Raw genomic sequence first — 16302 nt, 5'->3', positions numbered from 1 at the left:
GTCGAAGGCTGGAAGATTCATGATGAAAATGCCGCCGGGCTTCAGCACGCGTGCTATCTCGTCCAGTGCACGATGTTCATCCACCTGCTCGTGGTAGAGCACGTCCAGACTCAGGACGGCATCGAAGTTGGCTGACTCAAAAGGGAGTTCGTGAAGGGAGGCTTGAATGACTTGCTTCAATCCACGCTGCTGGCAGTGGGCGATGGCCGCCGGGGCGATGTCGATGCCGTGGATATCCCAGTTCGTCAGCAGCTTCATCATGCCACCGGTGCCGCAGCCAGCATCGAGGACCCGTTCACCGTGGGGGACACGGGCCTGCATCTCCTTCATCACGAGTCGATGCAGCACAGCATACCACCAATGCTCATCCTCCGCCGTGCGCAGGATGTCATGCTCGGCAGGAGGCATGGGGGAGCGTGGAGATGGCTTCGATGACTTGATTCAGAGCTTCGAGAGTCAGGTAGGGATGCAGTGGCAGGGAGAGAATTTCAGCGGCAGCCTTTTCAGCCTCTGGGAAGGATGGTCCGCATGACCAGGCTGGCTGTTGATTCAGAGTGGCTGGATAGAGTACAGCCACGGGAATGCCCTGGTGCTCGAGGTGCTCGCGCAGGCGTTCACGCTGAGGACTGCGGATGACGAATTGATGGAAGGCGTGCTCGCAGCCCTGGCGGGTGGCGGGAAGCTCGATCAGTCTGGAACGGCAGAGCGCCTGGGTGTAGTGCTGGGCGAACTGCTGGCGGCGCGCTATGTGGGCGTCCAGAAAGGGGAGCTTCACGCGTAGCACGGCAGCTTGCAGTTCATCCAGACGGCTGTTGATGCCACTGCGCTCGCTCACATAGCGCCGCCGCCAGCCGTACTGGCGCAGTTCGCGCAAACGTGCCGCCAAACCCGCATCAGAAGTCACCACGGCTCCGGCATCGCCGAGGGCTCCGAGGTTTTTCGTGGGGTAGAAGCTAAAGGCCGCCATGCGCCCGAGAGTGCCGATGGCGAGTCCTTTCCAAGTCGCCCCATGAGCCTGAGCTGCATCTTCCAGCAGTTCAATGCCGTGCTCATCCGCAACCTCTCGCAGGCCACCCCAGTCGGCGGGATGTCCGTAGAGATGCACGACGAGGGCCGCCTTCACTTTTGCACCCGTGGGTGAAGATAGAATCCTTTTCAATGCACGCGGACAGAGCGTCATCGTCTCCGCTTCCACATCGGCGAGCAAGACCGAGGCACCTGAGCGTTCGACGCCTGCCGCTACGGCGGAGGGGGCATGTGCGGGCACGACCACTTGATCCCCGTGTCCGATTTCGAGAGCTCGCAGCATGAGTTCGATGGCATCGGTGCCGCTGCCGACTCCGATGCAGTGGCTGGCATCGAGATAGGCGGCGAATTCTTCTTCAAAACACATCACTTCATGGCCGAGGATGTATTGGCCGCTGCTCATCACGCGTTGGATGGCACGCTGGATCATCGCCTGCTGATCCTGGCAGTCAGAGGCTGGGAAGGCGGGGAATTTGGAGGTGCGGCGCTGGCTCATGGTTGATTGGCATCATGCCTTGAGGGCTTTGTTTTTGACCAATGACATCCTTTGTGGCGGCAGCCTCCACGTCATGGAATTGAGGTTACCGAATTAGAGGAGATGAGTTTGCCGCGTGAGAATTCGATCATTTCTTTGAGCGCCGCATTGGGGGCTTCGATGGCGGCTGCACGTTCGAGGTAGTGGAGCGCTTTCGCGTGATCCTCCTTCAGTTGATGTGCAGAGCCCAGCAGCACCAGCGCGGGACGGTGATAGGGGGCGGCTTGAATGAGCTCGGTGAGCAGTGCTCCTGATTGATCCAACTGCTCCAGACCGAAGCGTGCCAGAGCCTCCTGGTAGAGTACATGCACGCCATTCAAGGCATTCGGTGAGGCATGCATGAGCTTGTCGCGGATTTGCAGGGTGGCTTGAAACTCTTGTCTGCGATTGTGGCAGATCATGAGGTTCAAATAGGGGATTTCGTATTGAGGGAGAATATCGATGGCCCTGGTGTAGGTGGCGATGGCTTCGTCGAGCCTTCCGGCTTCCGTGTAGGCGGAGCCCAGATTATTCCAGGCACGCGCCCGGCCAGGGCTTTGGCGAGTCACGTCCTCCCAGAGTGTAATGGCAGAACTCCAGACCGTGTTTTGCTGCCAGGTGAGGGAGCCGAGAGTCAGGGCGAGGACGGCGGTGACTGCGGGATAAACATGATGAAACCTGGGCGCGAAGGCCAGCCGTGAGAGGGCTAGATCCAGAAGGCAGGCGAATGCGATGAAGATGCCGAGTGATGGCAGATAGCTGCGGTGTTCAGCCACGAGGTCCGGCAGCGGCACGAGTCCTGATGAGGGTAGGATGGTGATGAAAAACCATAGTGTGAAAAGGCCGCTCAAAGTCAGGCGAACATCGTTTCGGCCACGCCAGAACATCAAGACCGCAACGCTGAAAAGGGATGCGATAAGAAGGCTGGAGATCAAGACAGGCTGATCAAGCAGGGAGTGGTAGATCGGCCATTCGGGATCGAGCGTCAGGCCTGTGGGCCAGACGATCTGGCGCAGGTAATGCACGAGCACGGTGGTCTGGGTACAGAGGAAGTCACTGTGGGCGTAGGGCGCGGCCTGCATGTTGGTCATGTTGACGGCATGATCTAGATCCAGGGCTCCTGCGTTTTGCACCCAGGAGATGAGCAGCACATGCAGCGGGATGATGGGGAGACATGCCAGCAGAGCACGGTTCCTCCACAGCGCCTCACGCCAGTTGGTGTGACAGACCACGATGTCGATCAGTACGAGCATGATTGGCGCCGTGAGGGTGCATTCTTTGGTGAACAGGCCGAGGAGCAGCACGCCCAGCGCACTGCCTTTCCACCATCGGCGTCTGCGTGGGGCGATCTCGCCCCAGGCGCGGATTTGCAGCAGCATGGCCAGCAGATAAAAGAAGGCGGCGAGCGAGGTGAAGCGCTGAACGATGTAGGTCACGGACTCGATCGCCAGCGGGTGTGCGGCAAAGAGTGTGGCCGCCAGCAGGGCGATGCGTGTCCGCGAGGCCTGTGGAAGCCCGCTCCCAGCGTACTTGAAGAGCGCCATGAGCACGAAGTAAACAAGGCCGGCATTGGCTGCGTGAACCGCTGAATTGAACAGATGGTACCAGCGCGGATTGAAACTATCGAACAGGTAGTTGAGGTGCAGCGTGGCGTAGGCCACGGGGCGGAGAGCGAAGTTCATGGCCAGCTCGGGGTCGATGCCAAGCTTCATCGGTTGGTTGAGAAACTCCTGATAATGAAATGGGAAGCTGTAGCTCTGTGGGGCGAGAAAGATCGGATTCTGCTGAAGGTAGGTGATGTCATCAAAGACCATCGGGTAGTCCGCAGTTCGCGAATAGAGCACGACCGTGATGCCGATGAGCCACAGCATTACCCAGCGATGCGTCGTCGAATGGGCGGCGGCAGGTGGTGTCGGGGCAGGGGCTCGGCGGCTGGTGTGGCGTTTTTTCGGCATGGCTGATTCCGAAGATTTTCTCAAAACACGGCCTGGATGCCCAATGACTCAGCTTGTGGCGTGCGGCGCGACTGGGCGGCAAATCTGTCATGTCCTGAGATGCGGGTTGCACTGGCGGGCGGCTTCGCCAATCTGGCCGCCCGTTCTTCTCATGCCTCACGCTCTGCTGATCAAATTCCCCGGCACCAACTGCGATGTCGAAACCTCCCGCGCCCTCGAAGCCGCCGGGTTCTCCGCTGAAGTCCTGCCCATCTCCCAGCTCGAACCTGCCTCGCTGGACAAGGCTCAGCTCGTCGTCTTCTCCGGTGGATTCAGCTATGGTGACTATGTCATGAGCGGCCGCATCTCCCAGCTTATCACCAAGCACAAGCTGGGTGACCAATTGAAAAAGTTTGTGGCGGATGGCGGCTATGTGCTGGGAATCTGCAATGGTTTCCAGATACTCACCCAGCTCGATCTTCTTCCGCGCGGCAGCCTGATCCACAACACCTCGGGTCGTTTCATCTGCCGCTGGGTGCCTTTGAAAAAGAACAGCACGACGAGCCCCTACTTGAAGCTTTTGCCTGACAATTTCGAACTCCCCGTGGCCCATGCCGAGGGGCGCTTCGTGGGCGAGAGCGGCGATGCTGAAAAATACGTCAAAGACGGCCACGGTGCCCTGCTTTACGGCAAGGACGTGAACGGCTCCACCTCGCAAATCGCCGGGCTTCAGGACGATACGGGACGGGTCTTCGGCCTGATGCCGCATCCAGAGCGCTTCATTGTCAAAGACACGCACTACGACCCCGATTGGAGCGGTGCGGAAAAAGGCTGGGGCTACTACCTTTTTAAAGGTGTGGCTGAGGCTCTGGCAGCGTGATGCTTCAGATTTCCTCGGGCATGCAGGCGAGCACGCGGCGGATCCATGAGGCAAAGATGTCATCCGCCATGGCGTGGGCCTCATGGGCCTCCACGGATTCGAGGGCGACCTCGGGCTCAGGCAGCCAGGGGGCCGTGGTTTCCTGGTGGATCTGCTCTTGGTCGAGGGCGCGCAGGAAGCAGCGCAGATTTGCCGTCAGCATGTGGAGCTTGCGGTCATGGGTGGCCACGATCTCGGCGCAGACTTCATAGGTGATGCCGTCGATCTCATGGGCGGCGATGACCTGGGTGGTGTCGAGCAGGGCGTGAATCATAGGGTGGTGAATCGTGGTGCTAAGCTACTCTGGCACGAGGTCCCCCCAGAAAGCACGGTGATTTTTTCGTGAAGAGCAAAAAAAGCCCCCTGCAGATCAGCCCCGCGGCTTTTCACGAACTGCCAATTCCAGCACTCGCAGCGTCTCGCGGACGTTTGTGTCGAGGTCGAGCGGCTGACTGCTGGGCACGGGGCGGGTGGTTGGGCGGCCTTTCCAGAAGCGGACGGCCCCCTCCAAGGCGTCGAGGTCGGATGGATCGGCGAGCACGTGGCCGTTCACGCCTTCGTCGATGAGTTCAGCCGCCCCATTAAAGGCGCTGGTAATCACGGGCAGGCCGCTGGCGAGGGATTCAGCGATGACGTTTGCACAGGGCTCATAGATCGGCAGGAAGGTCATCAGATCTGCAGCAGCATAGGCGTCTTCCACGTTCTTCATCGGTCCGGCCAGGATGACATTCGGCGGCGGGCTGGCCAGATGTCCTTTGCCGACGACGAGCAGCTTTACCTTGGGCTCACTGCTTTGCCACCGGCGCATCAGATGGACGAGAAAACCAAGTCCTTTGCGCTCCCAGCCGGAGCCGACGAAAAGCAGCACAAAGTCATCGTCTGCGAAGCCAAAGCGGGCGCGGGTGGCGGTGCGGTCGCCACACTGGAAACGGGAGACATCGACACCGTTGCGCACGAGGTGGATTCGCTCGGCGGGGAAGGGGAATCGGGCCAGGATCTCCCGCCGGACCATGTCCGAGTTCACAATGATGTGCCGCGTGTTTGCCGGATCGAAGGTGCGTGCTTCCAGCGCCTTCATGTTCGCATGAAAGGCACCCATGCCGACGAAGGGCCGCCGCCACCAGGTGGCGAAGCGTTTCCGCTGCTCCAGCCACACCGCATGGACGCCATCACCCGCGCGATACACATCCTGCCGCACCGTGCGTTCCAGGCTGAAGACGAGATCGTAAGTCTCGCCTTCGAGCCGCCGCGCCACCGCTTCGGCAAACACCACCGGACGCAGCGCGCGTCGGGCTTTGACTGGCACTTCATGCACGGTGACACCCGCCGCCGCCCCCTCCCAGCGTTCCGTGTAGAGATGAATGTCATGCCCTGCTGACACCAGCGCCCCGAGCAGTCGTTGCAAGTACAGTTCCGCCCCGCCCACGGAGGCGAATTGACGGCGGATGAGAGCGAGTTTCATGTGGGGGCGGAGAATGGGCGGCAGACTCGCCGGGGTCGATGAAAAAAGGGAGCGTGAAAACGGAAAATGGTGACGCGCGCCCGATGTAGCGGTCAGAAAATGAAGTCAATTCCCTCACCTATCCTCCACTGCCATTGAGTTAAGGCCAGCTTGAAGATTTTTTGCCGCAGATTCAGGAAAGCCGCAGGTCGCAGTGGCTTGCGGTGTGCGCTGCGTTGAGTTGGCGCTGCTTGCCGGTGCCTGAACGGCCCTTGCTGTCGTTTGTCGGCCCATGCATTTGCTGGAAACTCCGGCCACAGGATGACGCCAGGTGACGACCAAACCGCTGCTTCGCCAGTGACAAAGCTCGGAAACACGGGCTTAATCGAGTCACTTCATGCCTGACCATCCACTGCTGCGCCGACTCCCAAAATCCAAAGACTGCTCGAATGATGAGTTGCTGGCGGCGTTCCTCGATTATGTGGCGGAGAAGAAGCTCGAACTCTATCCGGCGCAGGAGGAGGCGATCTTGGAACTGTTTGAGGACAAGAACGTCATCCTCGCCACGCCCACGGGCTCGGGGAAGTCGCTGGTGGCCACGGCGATGCACTTCCGCTCTCTCGCGCAGGGGCGGAGATCCATTTACACCTGTCCGATCAAGGCGCTGGTGAATGAGAAGTTCCTGGCGCTGTGTCGCGACTTTGGCCCCGAGAATGTCGGCATGGCGACTGGGGATGCGACGGTGAACCGCGATGCGCCCATCCTTTGCTGCACGGCGGAGATCTTGGCGAACTACGCGCTGCGAGATGGCGACCGCGCGCCCTTCCGTGAGGTGATCATGGATGAGTTTCACTACTACAGCGATCACGAGCGCGGTGTGGCCTGGCAGGTGCCGCTGTTGACCATGAGCAAGTCGCGCTTCCTGCTGATCTCCGCCACGCTCGGCAGCACGGACTTTTTCCAAAAGGAACTCACGCGGCTCACCAGCACGGACACGGTGCTGGTGGCTGGCAGCGAGCGGCCCGTGCCGTTGGAGTTCAGTTATGTGGAGACTTCCGTCGATGTGACTTTGCAGGAGCTGATCGCTGCGAATCAAGCGCCCATCTACCTCGTCCACTTCACTCAAAATGATGCCGCGCAGGCAGCGCAGGATCTGATGAGCCTGAACTTCTGCTCCACAGCGGAGAAGGCCGAGATCAAGGAGATCATGCAGGGCGCGAAGTTCACTAGCCCGTATGGCAAAGAGGTGCGGAAGTATCTGCAACACGGCGTGGGCATTCATCATGCGGGCCTGCTGCCGAAATATCGCGTGCTGGTGGAGAAGCTGGCGCAGCGCGGCCTGCTGAAAGTCATCTGCGGCACGGACACTATCGGCGTGGGCGTGAACGTGCCCATCCGCACGGTGGTGCTGACGAAGCTGAGCAAATACAGCGGACAAAAGGTGGCGACACTCACCGCGCGTGACTTTCATCAGATCACGGGTCGTGCCGGGCGGCGCGGCTTTGATGACATCGGCTACGTCGTAGCGCAGGCCCCGGAGCACATGGTGGAGAATGCCAAGATGGAAGCGAAGGCCGGAGGTGATCCAAAGAAGATGCGCAAGATGGTGAAGAAGAAGCCGCCGGATGGTTTCGTGGGCTGGAGTGAGGATACCTTTAAGCGCCTGCAAACCGCCAAGCCCGAGGCGCTCGTGTCGCGCTTTCAAGTCTCTCACGGCCTGCTGCTGCAAGTGCTGAGCCGCAGTGATGATGGCTGCCGCGCGATGATGAAGCTGATCCGTGATTCGCATGAAACCGCAGGCGCGAAGAAGCTGCATCGCAAGCGCGCCTGGCAGCTTTTCCGCGCGCTGATTGATCGGAAGATCGTGGAGATCCTGCCCAAGGCGGAGCGCCATGGTGGCTCGAAGCTGCGGCTGAATGTGGAGCTGCAAGACGACTTCTCGCTGAACCATGCGCTGTCGCTCTATCTCATCGACGCCCTCGCTTTGATCGACCCGAACTCACCGACCTACGCGGCGGATGTGATGACGCTGTGCGAGTCCATCTTGGAGAACCCGGACATTATCCTGCGTCGCCAGCTCGATAAGATCAAGACGGAGGCCATGAACACGATGAAGGCCGAGGGAATACCCTTCGAGGAGCGGATCGCCAAGCTGGAGGAACTGGAGTATCCGAAGCCCTGCCGCGATTTCATTTACAACACCTTCAATGACTTCGCCGCCGCTCATCCCTGGGTCGGGCAGGAAAACATCCGCCCCAAGAGTATCGCCCGGGAGATGTTCGAGAACTTCCGCAGCTTCGCCGACTACATCAATGACTACGACCTGCATCGTGCCGAAGGCGTGCTGCTGCGGCATCTGAGCAGCGTTTATAAAGTGCTGGCTCAGACCGTGCCCGACACGGCAAAGACCGAGCCCGTGCTGGAGATGGAAGCCTGGCTGGCCGGTCTGCTGCGCGGTACGGACTCCAGTCTGCTGGATGAATGGGAGCGCCTGCGTGATCCAAACTACAAGCCCGATGAGCAGGCAGACAAGCCCGTCGAGGCCCCAGACATCACTCGCAACAAACGCGAGTTCACCGCGCTCATCCGCACGGAGATCTTCCGCTTCCTGAAGCCGCTTTCGACCGAGTACTATGCGGCGGCGATCTCGGCGGTGAGCTGTTCTTTGACCGCGGACTCGCTGGCTGCCGTGATGGAGCCGTATTACACCGATCACGACCGCATCCGCCTCGACAACGAAGCTCGAAATGGTCGCCACACTTATGTGGAGTCGAGCGAGGATCAGAAATCGTGGCGTGTCTGCCAGGTGCTCGTCGATCCCGAAGAACTGAACGACTGGCAGGTCGAATTCAGCGTGGATCTGGCTCAGGCTCGCGAAGATGGGAAGCCCACGCTCGTGCTCAAAACCGTGCATCGGATCGAGTGAGGGGAAAGTTAGGGGTTGACGAACGCCGCGCGCCGCAAAAAGACGTGCGTTGTCCTTGTCACATTCCCGTGGCATCAGGATGCCCCGTTCCAACCTGTCCTTCATGACCTCCAAGCCCATCGCCACCTTCTGCCTGCCTGCCTCCGGCACCTTGTGGGAAGCTTTGCAGGTGATTGACAAGGCGGCTGAGGGCATCTGCCTCATGGTGGATGAAAGCCAGCGACTGCTCGGCACCGTGACCGATGGCGACATCCGCCGAGCCTTGCTCAAAGGAGCGGCTCTCACCGACGCAGTGGAAGCTCACGCGCATCGTGCCTTTGCCAGTGTGCATACCAATGCCCCGCGTGCGGAGGTGATCGACCTCATGCAGGCTCGTCAGCTCAAGCACATCCCCATTCTCGACGATCAGGGACGCTTGAAGGGACTGCATCTGCTGCGTGAAGTCATCGGCACGCAGCCAAAGCCAAATTGGGCCGTCATCATGGCGGGAGGGAAGGGGACTCGCCTCGGTGAGCTGACGAAGGCCACGCCAAAGCCCATGCTCAAGGTGGCCGGTCGTCCGATCCTGGAACGGCTCGTGCTGCACCTCGTCGGCTGTGGCATCAGGCGCATCTTCATCTCCACAAACTACCTCGCTGGTGTCATTGAAGACCACTTTGGCGATGGCTCCCACTTCGGCTGCCGCATTGATTATTTGCGTGAGACGCCTGATGAGCCGCTAGGCACCGGCGGCTCGCTTTCCCTGCTGCCGGAAGCGCCGGAGCATCCGATCTTTGTCTGCAATGGCGACCTCGTGACGCAGGTGGATGTCTCCAGCCTGTTCGATTTCCATCACGACGGCGGCCACTTGGCAACCATCGGTGTGCGCAGTTACGCGCATGAAATTCCCTTTGGCTGCCTGGAGGTGAATGAGGGCACAGTGACGAGCATCGTCGAAAAGCCCACAGTCTCTCAGCTCATCAATGCTGGCATCTACATCCTCTCCCCGGAGATTATCCAGCGCGTGCCGCGCAAGTTCTTCCCCATCACCGAACTCTTCGACGAGGCTGTCCGCCGTGGCGACCGCATCGGCGCCTTTGAGATCGTGGATGAATGGATCGACGTGGGGCAGCGTGAACAGCTCAAACAAGCGCGAGGAGGCGCTCAATAACTAATTATGGGATCATTTGAAGGTAAAAAAGTCCTCGTCACCGGAGCCGGCGGCTTCATCGGCAGTCATCTCGCGGAGCACCTTGTGCGCGAAGGCGCCAGCTTGCGCTCGATGGTTCATTACAATGCCCTCGGCAAACGCGGCTGGCTGGATCACAGCGCACTCGCCGGTCACATGGAGATCCTCCCCGGCGACATCACTGACAGCGACAGCGTGCGCGCTGGCGTGAAAGGTCGCGACATTGTCTTCCATCTCGGAGCGCTCATCGCCATTCCCTACTCGTATCAGGCACCTCGCAGCTATGTGCGTGCGAATGTCGAAGGCACCCTCAACGTCCTTCAAGCCGCTCTCGACGAAGGTGCGCAGCGCGTGCTCCACACCTCCACCAGCGAGGTTTATGGCACGGCGCTTTTTGTCCCAATCACGGAAGAGCATCCACTTCAGGGCCAGTCGCCTTACTCGGCATCGAAGATCGGCGCAGACAAGATGGCGGAGGCCTTCGCGGCTTCGTTTGAGCTCGAAGTCGTCACCGTGCGGCCCTTCAACACATTCGGCCCTCGTCAAAGCATGCGCGCCGTCATCCCCACGATCATCAGCCAGGTCATGAGAGGTAATGATGTGCGCCTCGGCGCAGTCAGCCCCACGCGAGATTTGAACTTCGTACAAAACACCGTCGAGGGCTTCTGCGCTGCGGCTTTGTCTCCGAATGCCGTCAGTCAGACGATCAACTTCGGCTCAGGCCGGGAGATCAGCGTCGGTGATCTCGCGCTGCTCATTGGCAAAATGATGGGCAAGGACGTGAACATCATCTGTGAACAGGAGCGCCTCCGCCCGAGCAAGAGCGAGGTCGAGCGTCTGCTCGCCTGCAACAATAAGGCCAAGGCTCTGCTCGACTGGGAATCCCGCGTCAGTCTCGAAGAAGGTCTGGAGCAGACCATCGCCTGGGTCCAACAGAACGCCGAACATTACCAAGCCAAAGGCTATGTCGTCTGAGCCAGCTTTCATCCCGCTCAGTGTGCCGCACCTCAGCGGCAATGAGTGGACCTACATCAAAGACTGTCTCGACACGGGCTGGGTTTCTTCCGTCGGCTCCTATGTGACACGCTTCGAGGGCGATCTCGCCAAGGCCGCTGGCACCAGCCATGCGGTCGCGACTCAATGCGGCACTGCCGCGCTTCATATCGCCATGCTCGTCTGCGGCGTGAAGCCTGGGGAAGAAGTCATCGTCTCCTCCATGACCTTCATCGCGCCAGTGAATGCCATCCGCTATGCAAATGCCGTGCCGGTGCTCATCGACTCCGAAGCCACTCATTGGCAGATGGATGTGAACCTAGTGCGCGACTTCCTCACGAACGGTTGCGAACGCAAAACCGGCGGCGTTTACAACAAGCAGACTGGTCGCCGCATCGCCGCCATCATCCCCGTGCACATCCTCGGTCATCCGGTGGATATGGACGCCCTCATGCCCCTCGCCGCCGAGTATGAACTCACCGTCATCGAGGACGCCACCGAGAGCCTTGGCACCCTTTATAAAGGCAGGCCGGCGGGCGGCATCGGCCACATGGGCTGCTTCAGCTTCAATGGAAACAAGATCATCACCACCGGCGGCGGCGGGATGCTCGTGACCAACCATGAAGCCTGGGCCAAGAAAGCCCGCTATCTCACCACTCAGGCCAAGGACGACCCTCAGGAATACATCCATCACGAGGTCGGCTACAACTACCGCCTCACCAACATCCAGGCCGCCTTTGGTTGCGCGCAGATGGAGTCCCTGCCCGGCTATGTCCAACGTCGTCGGGAGATCCAGGCCATGTATCAAAAGCGCCTCGCCGACATCCCCGGCATCCGCTTCCAAGGCGAAGCCGACGGCGTCGTCAGCAACTGCTGGCTCACCACGATCTACATTGATCCCGCGACCTTCGGCATGGATGCTCGCGCCTTGCGCGGCGTGCTCAAAGGCGCGCGTATCGAAGCCCGCCCACTCTGGCAGCCTGCGCACCTTTCCCCCGCCCATCAGGACGCCGTGAAGCTCCCATGCCCCGTGGCCGAGGATCTCTACGCCAACTGCCTCTCCATCCCTTCCAGTTCCTCCTCCACTGACCCGGACATCCAGCGTGTCATCGCCGTGATTCAGGGCGCTCGATGATCAGGCTATCCTTGCGAGACGGCAAACTCGGCCTAGTCTCGCCCCATGCTTGCTGTCCCCCGCCTCTGGCGCTATTTCATCCCACCTGCCTGCTGCCTGCTGCTGATGCTCGGGCTCGTGGCCTGTTCTGGTTTTGAAGTTCCAGCATTCAAGAAACTGGGAGCTGGCTCAAAGAAGGCCGATCAGGAAAAGCCTGCGGATTCCCAGAAATCTTCCAAAGACGACGACTTGGCCGCCCAGAAAGCCAAGATCGATGCCGAGATCGACGCTCTCAGTGTTGGCACACCCATCGTGGCAGCGAGTTCTAACCCGGAGATGCTCTTCCTCCTCAGCATGAACTTCGATGAAGCCAAAGCCATCTCTGCCAAGAGCATCGAGATGCCCATGGGCGTGAAGATCGCCGCCGATAGCATCGAAATCCTCAAGGAAGATGGTGACAACAAGCCCAAAAAAGTCCGCGCCAAAGGCCGCGTCTATCTCGAAAACGGCGTCGGTGAAGACCTCGCCAAAATCCTCTGCCAGGAGGCTTACATCAGCTCCTGGGAGATCGTCCTGCGTGGCAAACCCATCATCCAGCGTGGTGGCAGCACCATCGAAGGTCTCGAAGACCGCACCGTCGCCTACATGCTCGGGAGTCGGCTGCGCGTCATCGGCAAGCATCGTCTGGCCAACCAGGACAGCATGCTCGCCATGCTCCCCGATCTCGGCCCCTGGACAGGCGGACCGAACCCCATCCTGCCCCCCCTCACTGAAGACTCCGTGCCCAATGACATCCGTGCTCAAATGCTCAAGGCAGCCGAGGCAGAGGCCGTGCTCCAGCAGACACGCGTCGAAGCATTGACTCAGCCTGCCGAGCCCACCGCACCCTGGGTCAAAGGCGATCCCAAGGCCAAGACCGAATCTCCCGCCGTCTCCGTCAAAAAAGACGACAAGAAGCCCGAACCCCAAAAGTCGGACAATAAGCCCAAAGAAACGCCGCCTCCAGCTCCCGAAGAGAAGCCCAAGGCGGCGTCGAAGAAAGGCAGCAAGAAAGCCTGATCAGCCGATCACATCTGCTCCAGCAGATACTTGATCAGATCCGTTGAGGTCACCAGGCCCACCAGCTTCGTGCCATGCACGACCAGCACGGAGTGAAACTCTCCGCGCGCCAGAATTTCGGCGGCATCACGCACCGTTGCCGTCTCCGCCAGCGTTACTGGATTCTTCTGCATCAGTTGCTCGATCGTAAAGGTGTGATCCAGAGTGGCATCCACCGTTCGCTGATCCGTGTTGAAGGTATCGCCAAAGCTCACGCGCAGAATGTCAGACCAGGAGATGATCCCCACCAGTTTGTCGCCGTCCACCACAGGGATGTGATGCACCCCGCGTTCAGCGGCCAGTTGACGGACTTTGGAAACCGGGTCCCCGTGATGCACGGTGACGAGGTTGGTGCTCATGATTTTGGAAATGGATTCGTGACGTTTCATGGGTGGGTTGGTTAGGTAAGGTCCACTGTTGGGGACACCTCAATCTCCCGAGGTCTGCCCCGCGCGGCTCTTCCTCGCTTGTCCATCAATGGGCACGGCTTGCAGACCCGCTCAGGCCCCCATCAGCGCCACCGCCACCGAGTCCACCAACGGCTTGCCCACCCGTGTCAGCCGGATGTGGTCCTCCTGCACCACCAGCAGCCCCTCCTCCGCCAGCACCGTCACCATCCGCCGCTCAGGCTCCCGCACCATCGTCAGCGGCAGACCGCGCGCCGTCCTCAGCTCCAGGCCAAAGCGCTCCGTCCGCCGTTGATCCTCCGTCAGCTCCTCACCCGCCAGCGCCGGACTCTGCCCCAGCTTCACCAGCTCCAGATAGCGCGTCGTGTCCGCCACATTCTGCCAGCGTCTGCCGCCCGCCGTCGAGTAGGCACTCGGCCCCAGACCCAGGTAATCTTTGCCCAACCAATAAGCTTCATTATGCACCGACCGGTAGCCCGGCTTTGCATAATTGCTGATCTCATAGTGCTCGTAGCCAGCGCCCTCCAGACCATCCAGAGCCGCATGGAAGAACGCCGCATCCCGCTCCTCCTCCACCTGATACTGGCCCTTCCTCAGCCGCTCGAAGAACTCCGTGTCCTCCTCGTAGTTCAGATTGTAAGCGGAGATGTGATCCGGCTTTAAAGACACCGTCTTCTGCACTGTCCCGCACCACGTCTCCAGACTCTGTCCGGGGATCGAGAACATCAGGTCCACATTCACGCTGTGAAAGCCCGCCGCACGCAGCGTGTGATAAGTCTCCTCAGCATCCGCCGGAGCGTGATCCCGGCCTAGCGTTTTTAGAGTCGCCTCATCCCAGGCCTGGATGCCCAGGCTGATCCGGTCGATCCCCAGCCGCTGCATCATCGCCGCTTTGGAAAGCGTCACCGTCCGTGGATTCACCTCGCAGGTAAACTCCTGCACGCCTGAAAGATCCAGCGTCTCCCGCAGGCCCGACAGCAGCCTTTCCAGATGCACCTCACTCAGCGCCGTCGGTGTGCCGCCGCCGAAATACACCGTCTCCAGGCGCAGCTCCCGCGTCTCCGCCGCCCGCCGAGCCTCCGCCAGCAGCGCCTCCACAAACTCACCCATCGGCGTCGCCCCGGGAGTATGCTTGTAGAAGCTGCAATACGGGCAGACGCGGTGGCAGAAGGGGATGTGGACGTAAAGATGATGCACGCTCCCTTCCCCTAGACCGGAAAGCGGCGATGTCACGCCGGAGCGCTACTCAGGCGTTATTGGATCTGGATCTCGGCCCCGAGGGAGCGGGTGTCGTCAAAGCGGATGGGCAGGCGGATGGCACGGTCAAGCAGCCGGAGATATTGGGGGCAGGGGATCTCATGACCGCCAAAGAGTGCCAGGTGCGGGGTGGTCCACTGGGTGTCGTGAAGCAGGTAGCCGCGCTCCTTGAGCCGCCATTGCAGATGGGTGAGGGCGACTTTGGATGCCTGGGTTTCGCGGCTGAACATGCTTTCGCCAAAGAAGGCTCCGCCGATGGAGACGCCATAGACGCCGCCGACGAGTTTGCCAGCGCGCCAGACCTCGGCGCTGTGGGCGTAGCCGAGTTCGTGGAGAGCCTGGTAAGTATCGAGGATGGAGTCGTTGATCCAGGTTTCCTCACGGTCGGCGCAGCCACGCATGACGTCGCCAAAGGCGGTGTTCCAGCGCACCTCGAAGGGGTGGTGGCGGAGGTATTGCTCGAAGCGGCGGGGGACGTGGAAGCCTTGAATGGGGAGAATGCCGCGGTGGGGCGGCCGAAACCAGGAGATGGTGCCGTCCTCATGCCCCATGGGGAAGGCCCCTTCGCAGTAGGCGCTCAGAAGCTGGAGAGGATCGAGCATGACGCGGGCGCTGGCTAGGTGGCGGCCTCCCATGCGGCGCGGGCCCGGCTCTGGGCGCGCCAGCCTTTGTAGAGGTATTTGGCGAGGATGCTGAGCTTGCGGACGGGATGCAGGCGCATCCGCTTGGCAAAGACGGGGTAGCGCTGGGCGTGGAGCTTTTCCAGGATCTCGGCGTAGATTTGGCCCATCATCTGGGAGGCGAGCAGGCTGTCTTTGTCCTCGGGGGGGAGGAGGCGGGCGGCTTCTTTGTAGTAACTGAGAGCGCGGTTGTACTGGAAGTCCATGAGCTGGACGAAGCGCTGGTTATGCCTTCCATTGAGGATCTCTTCCTCTGTGACGCCATAGCGGCGCAGGTCTTCGAGCGGGAGGTAGATGCGGCCGTAGTCGCGGGCGTCTTCCCCGACATCGCGGATGATGTTGGTCATCTGGAGGGCGTAGCCGAGCTGGATGGCGTATTCGCGGGCCTGCGGTTGGCTGTGGCCGAAGATGTGGACGCTGCACAGGCCGACGACGGAGGCCACTTTGTAGCAGTAGGCGCGGAGGTCCTCGAAGGTCTGGTAACGCAGAGTGGTGATGTCGGAGGCGACGCCGTCGATGATCTCGGCCAGCCAGGCACGGGGAAAGCCGTATTTGCCGGGCAGCTCGATGACTTCATCGAGGACGGAGTGGCCCGGGGCTTCTGCGCTGAGGACGCACTTTTTCCATTGGGCGAGTTCGCGTTCCTTTTCCACTTCACTGAGGGCGGCGGACTCGGCGATGTCATCGACGACGCGGCAGAAGGCGTAGAAGCTGATCATGTCGCGTTTGCGCTCCTTGGGGAGGCAGGCCAGGGCCATGGCGAGGTTCGACTTCGCTTTGGAGGCGATCTGGGCGGTGGAGAGTGTGCTGCCGGAGGTCATGCCA

15 protein-coding genes are annotated in these 16302 nt (G+C 60.5%); 6 read left to right on the top strand and 9 right to left on the bottom strand.

All coding sequences use genetic code 11. The features are described from left to right. The 3 genes from AC6FTP_RS12625 to AC6FTP_RS12615 all read right to left on the bottom strand — a co-directional run. A partial coding sequence (locus AC6FTP_RS12625) for a class I SAM-dependent methyltransferase (protein ID WP_497207279.1) occupies window positions 1-408 on the bottom strand: 408 nt, incomplete at its 3' end. Continuing rightward, entirely contained in the window at window positions 389-1522 is a 1134-nt protein-coding gene (locus tag AC6FTP_RS12620) for a DegT/DnrJ/EryC1/StrS family aminotransferase (RefSeq protein ID WP_497207278.1), read from the bottom strand. The genes AC6FTP_RS12620 and AC6FTP_RS12625, both read right to left, overlap by 20 nt. Window positions 1523-1593: 71 nt before the next feature. Further along, window positions 1594-3495, bottom strand: a complete 1902-nt coding sequence (locus tag AC6FTP_RS12615) for a tetratricopeptide repeat protein (RefSeq protein WP_497207277.1) — start codon at window positions 3493-3495, stop codon at window positions 1594-1596. Between the two features lie 151 nt (window positions 3496-3646). On the opposite strand from AC6FTP_RS12615, the gene purQ reads away from it, so the two are divergent. Further along, window positions 3647-4354, top strand: a complete 708-nt coding sequence (gene purQ, locus AC6FTP_RS12610; protein WP_497207276.1) for a phosphoribosylformylglycinamidine synthase I — start codon at window positions 3647-3649, stop codon at window positions 4352-4354. A gap of 4 nt (window positions 4355-4358) precedes the next feature. On the opposite strand, the gene AC6FTP_RS12605 is transcribed toward purQ, so the two are convergent. Both AC6FTP_RS12605 and AC6FTP_RS12600 read right to left on the bottom strand, forming a co-directional pair. Next, window positions 4359-4667 carry a hypothetical protein gene (locus AC6FTP_RS12605; RefSeq protein WP_497207275.1) on the bottom strand — a complete coding sequence of 103 codons (309 nt, stop codon included), beginning with the start codon at window positions 4665-4667 and terminating at the stop codon, window positions 4359-4361. Between the two features lie 96 nt (window positions 4668-4763). Then, on the bottom strand, window positions 4764-5855 hold the full coding sequence (locus AC6FTP_RS12600) for a glycosyltransferase family 4 protein (RefSeq protein WP_497207274.1): 1092 nt from the start codon (window positions 5853-5855) through the stop codon (window positions 4764-4766). Between the two features lie 376 nt (window positions 5856-6231). Between AC6FTP_RS12600 and AC6FTP_RS12595 the strand changes: the two genes are divergently transcribed. The 5 genes from AC6FTP_RS12595 (at window position 6232) to AC6FTP_RS12575 (ending at window position 13094) form a co-directional block, all read left to right on the top strand. Then, window positions 6232-8760 carry a DEAD/DEAH box helicase gene (locus AC6FTP_RS12595; RefSeq protein WP_497207273.1) on the top strand — a complete coding sequence of 843 codons (2529 nt, stop codon included), beginning with the start codon at window positions 6232-6234 and terminating at the stop codon, window positions 8758-8760. 79 nt (window positions 8761-8839) lie between these two features. After that, complete coding sequence (locus AC6FTP_RS12590; RefSeq protein ID WP_497207272.1) at window positions 8840-9910, top strand: nucleotidyltransferase family protein; 1071 nt, start codon at window positions 8840-8842, stop codon at window positions 9908-9910. Between the two features lie 6 nt (window positions 9911-9916). Further along, a complete protein-coding gene (locus AC6FTP_RS12585; RefSeq protein ID WP_497207271.1) occupies window positions 9917-10903 on the top strand; it encodes an SDR family NAD(P)-dependent oxidoreductase in 987 nt (328 codons plus the stop codon). Next, window positions 10893-12056, top strand: coding sequence for a LegC family aminotransferase (locus tag AC6FTP_RS12580; protein WP_497207270.1), 1164 nt, complete (start codon window positions 10893-10895; stop codon window positions 12054-12056). Before AC6FTP_RS12585 ends, AC6FTP_RS12580 begins: the two co-directional genes overlap by 11 nt. 45 nt (window positions 12057-12101) lie before the next feature. After that, window positions 12102-13094 carry a hypothetical protein gene (locus AC6FTP_RS12575; RefSeq protein WP_497207269.1) on the top strand — a complete coding sequence of 331 codons (993 nt, stop codon included), beginning with the start codon at window positions 12102-12104 and terminating at the stop codon, window positions 13092-13094. 8 nt (window positions 13095-13102) lie between these two features. Here the strand turns inward: AC6FTP_RS12575 and AC6FTP_RS12570 are convergent, their stop codons facing one another. From AC6FTP_RS12570 to AC6FTP_RS12555, 4 genes are all read right to left on the bottom strand, one after another. Continuing rightward, the gene (locus AC6FTP_RS12570) at window positions 13103-13522 is read right to left on the bottom strand and encodes a CBS domain-containing protein (protein WP_497207268.1); all 420 of its coding nucleotides are present in this window, start codon (window positions 13520-13522) and stop codon (window positions 13103-13105) included. A 111-nt stretch (window positions 13523-13633) separates the two neighbouring features. Continuing rightward, a complete protein-coding gene (hemW, locus tag AC6FTP_RS12565) occupies window positions 13634-14773 on the bottom strand; it encodes a radical SAM family heme chaperone HemW (protein ID WP_497207267.1) in 1140 nt (379 codons plus the stop codon). 20 nt (window positions 14774-14793) lie between these two features. Further along, on the bottom strand, window positions 14794-15399 hold the full coding sequence (gene aat, locus AC6FTP_RS12560) for a leucyl/phenylalanyl-tRNA--protein transferase (protein WP_497207266.1): 606 nt from the start codon (window positions 15397-15399) through the stop codon (window positions 14794-14796). Window positions 15400-15413: 14 nt separating this feature from the next. Next, a complete protein-coding gene (locus AC6FTP_RS12555; protein WP_497207265.1) occupies window positions 15414-16298 on the bottom strand; it encodes a phytoene/squalene synthase family protein in 885 nt (294 codons plus the stop codon). Window positions 16299-16302: the final 4 nt, after the last annotated feature.

The organism is Prosthecobacter sp., assembly GCF_044378005.1.
Lineage (GTDB): Bacteria > Verrucomicrobiota > Verrucomicrobiia > Verrucomicrobiales > Verrucomicrobiaceae > Prosthecobacter.
The sequence above is the reverse complement of the archived record's forward strand: the minus strand, read 5'-3'. Positions and strand labels throughout refer to the sequence as shown.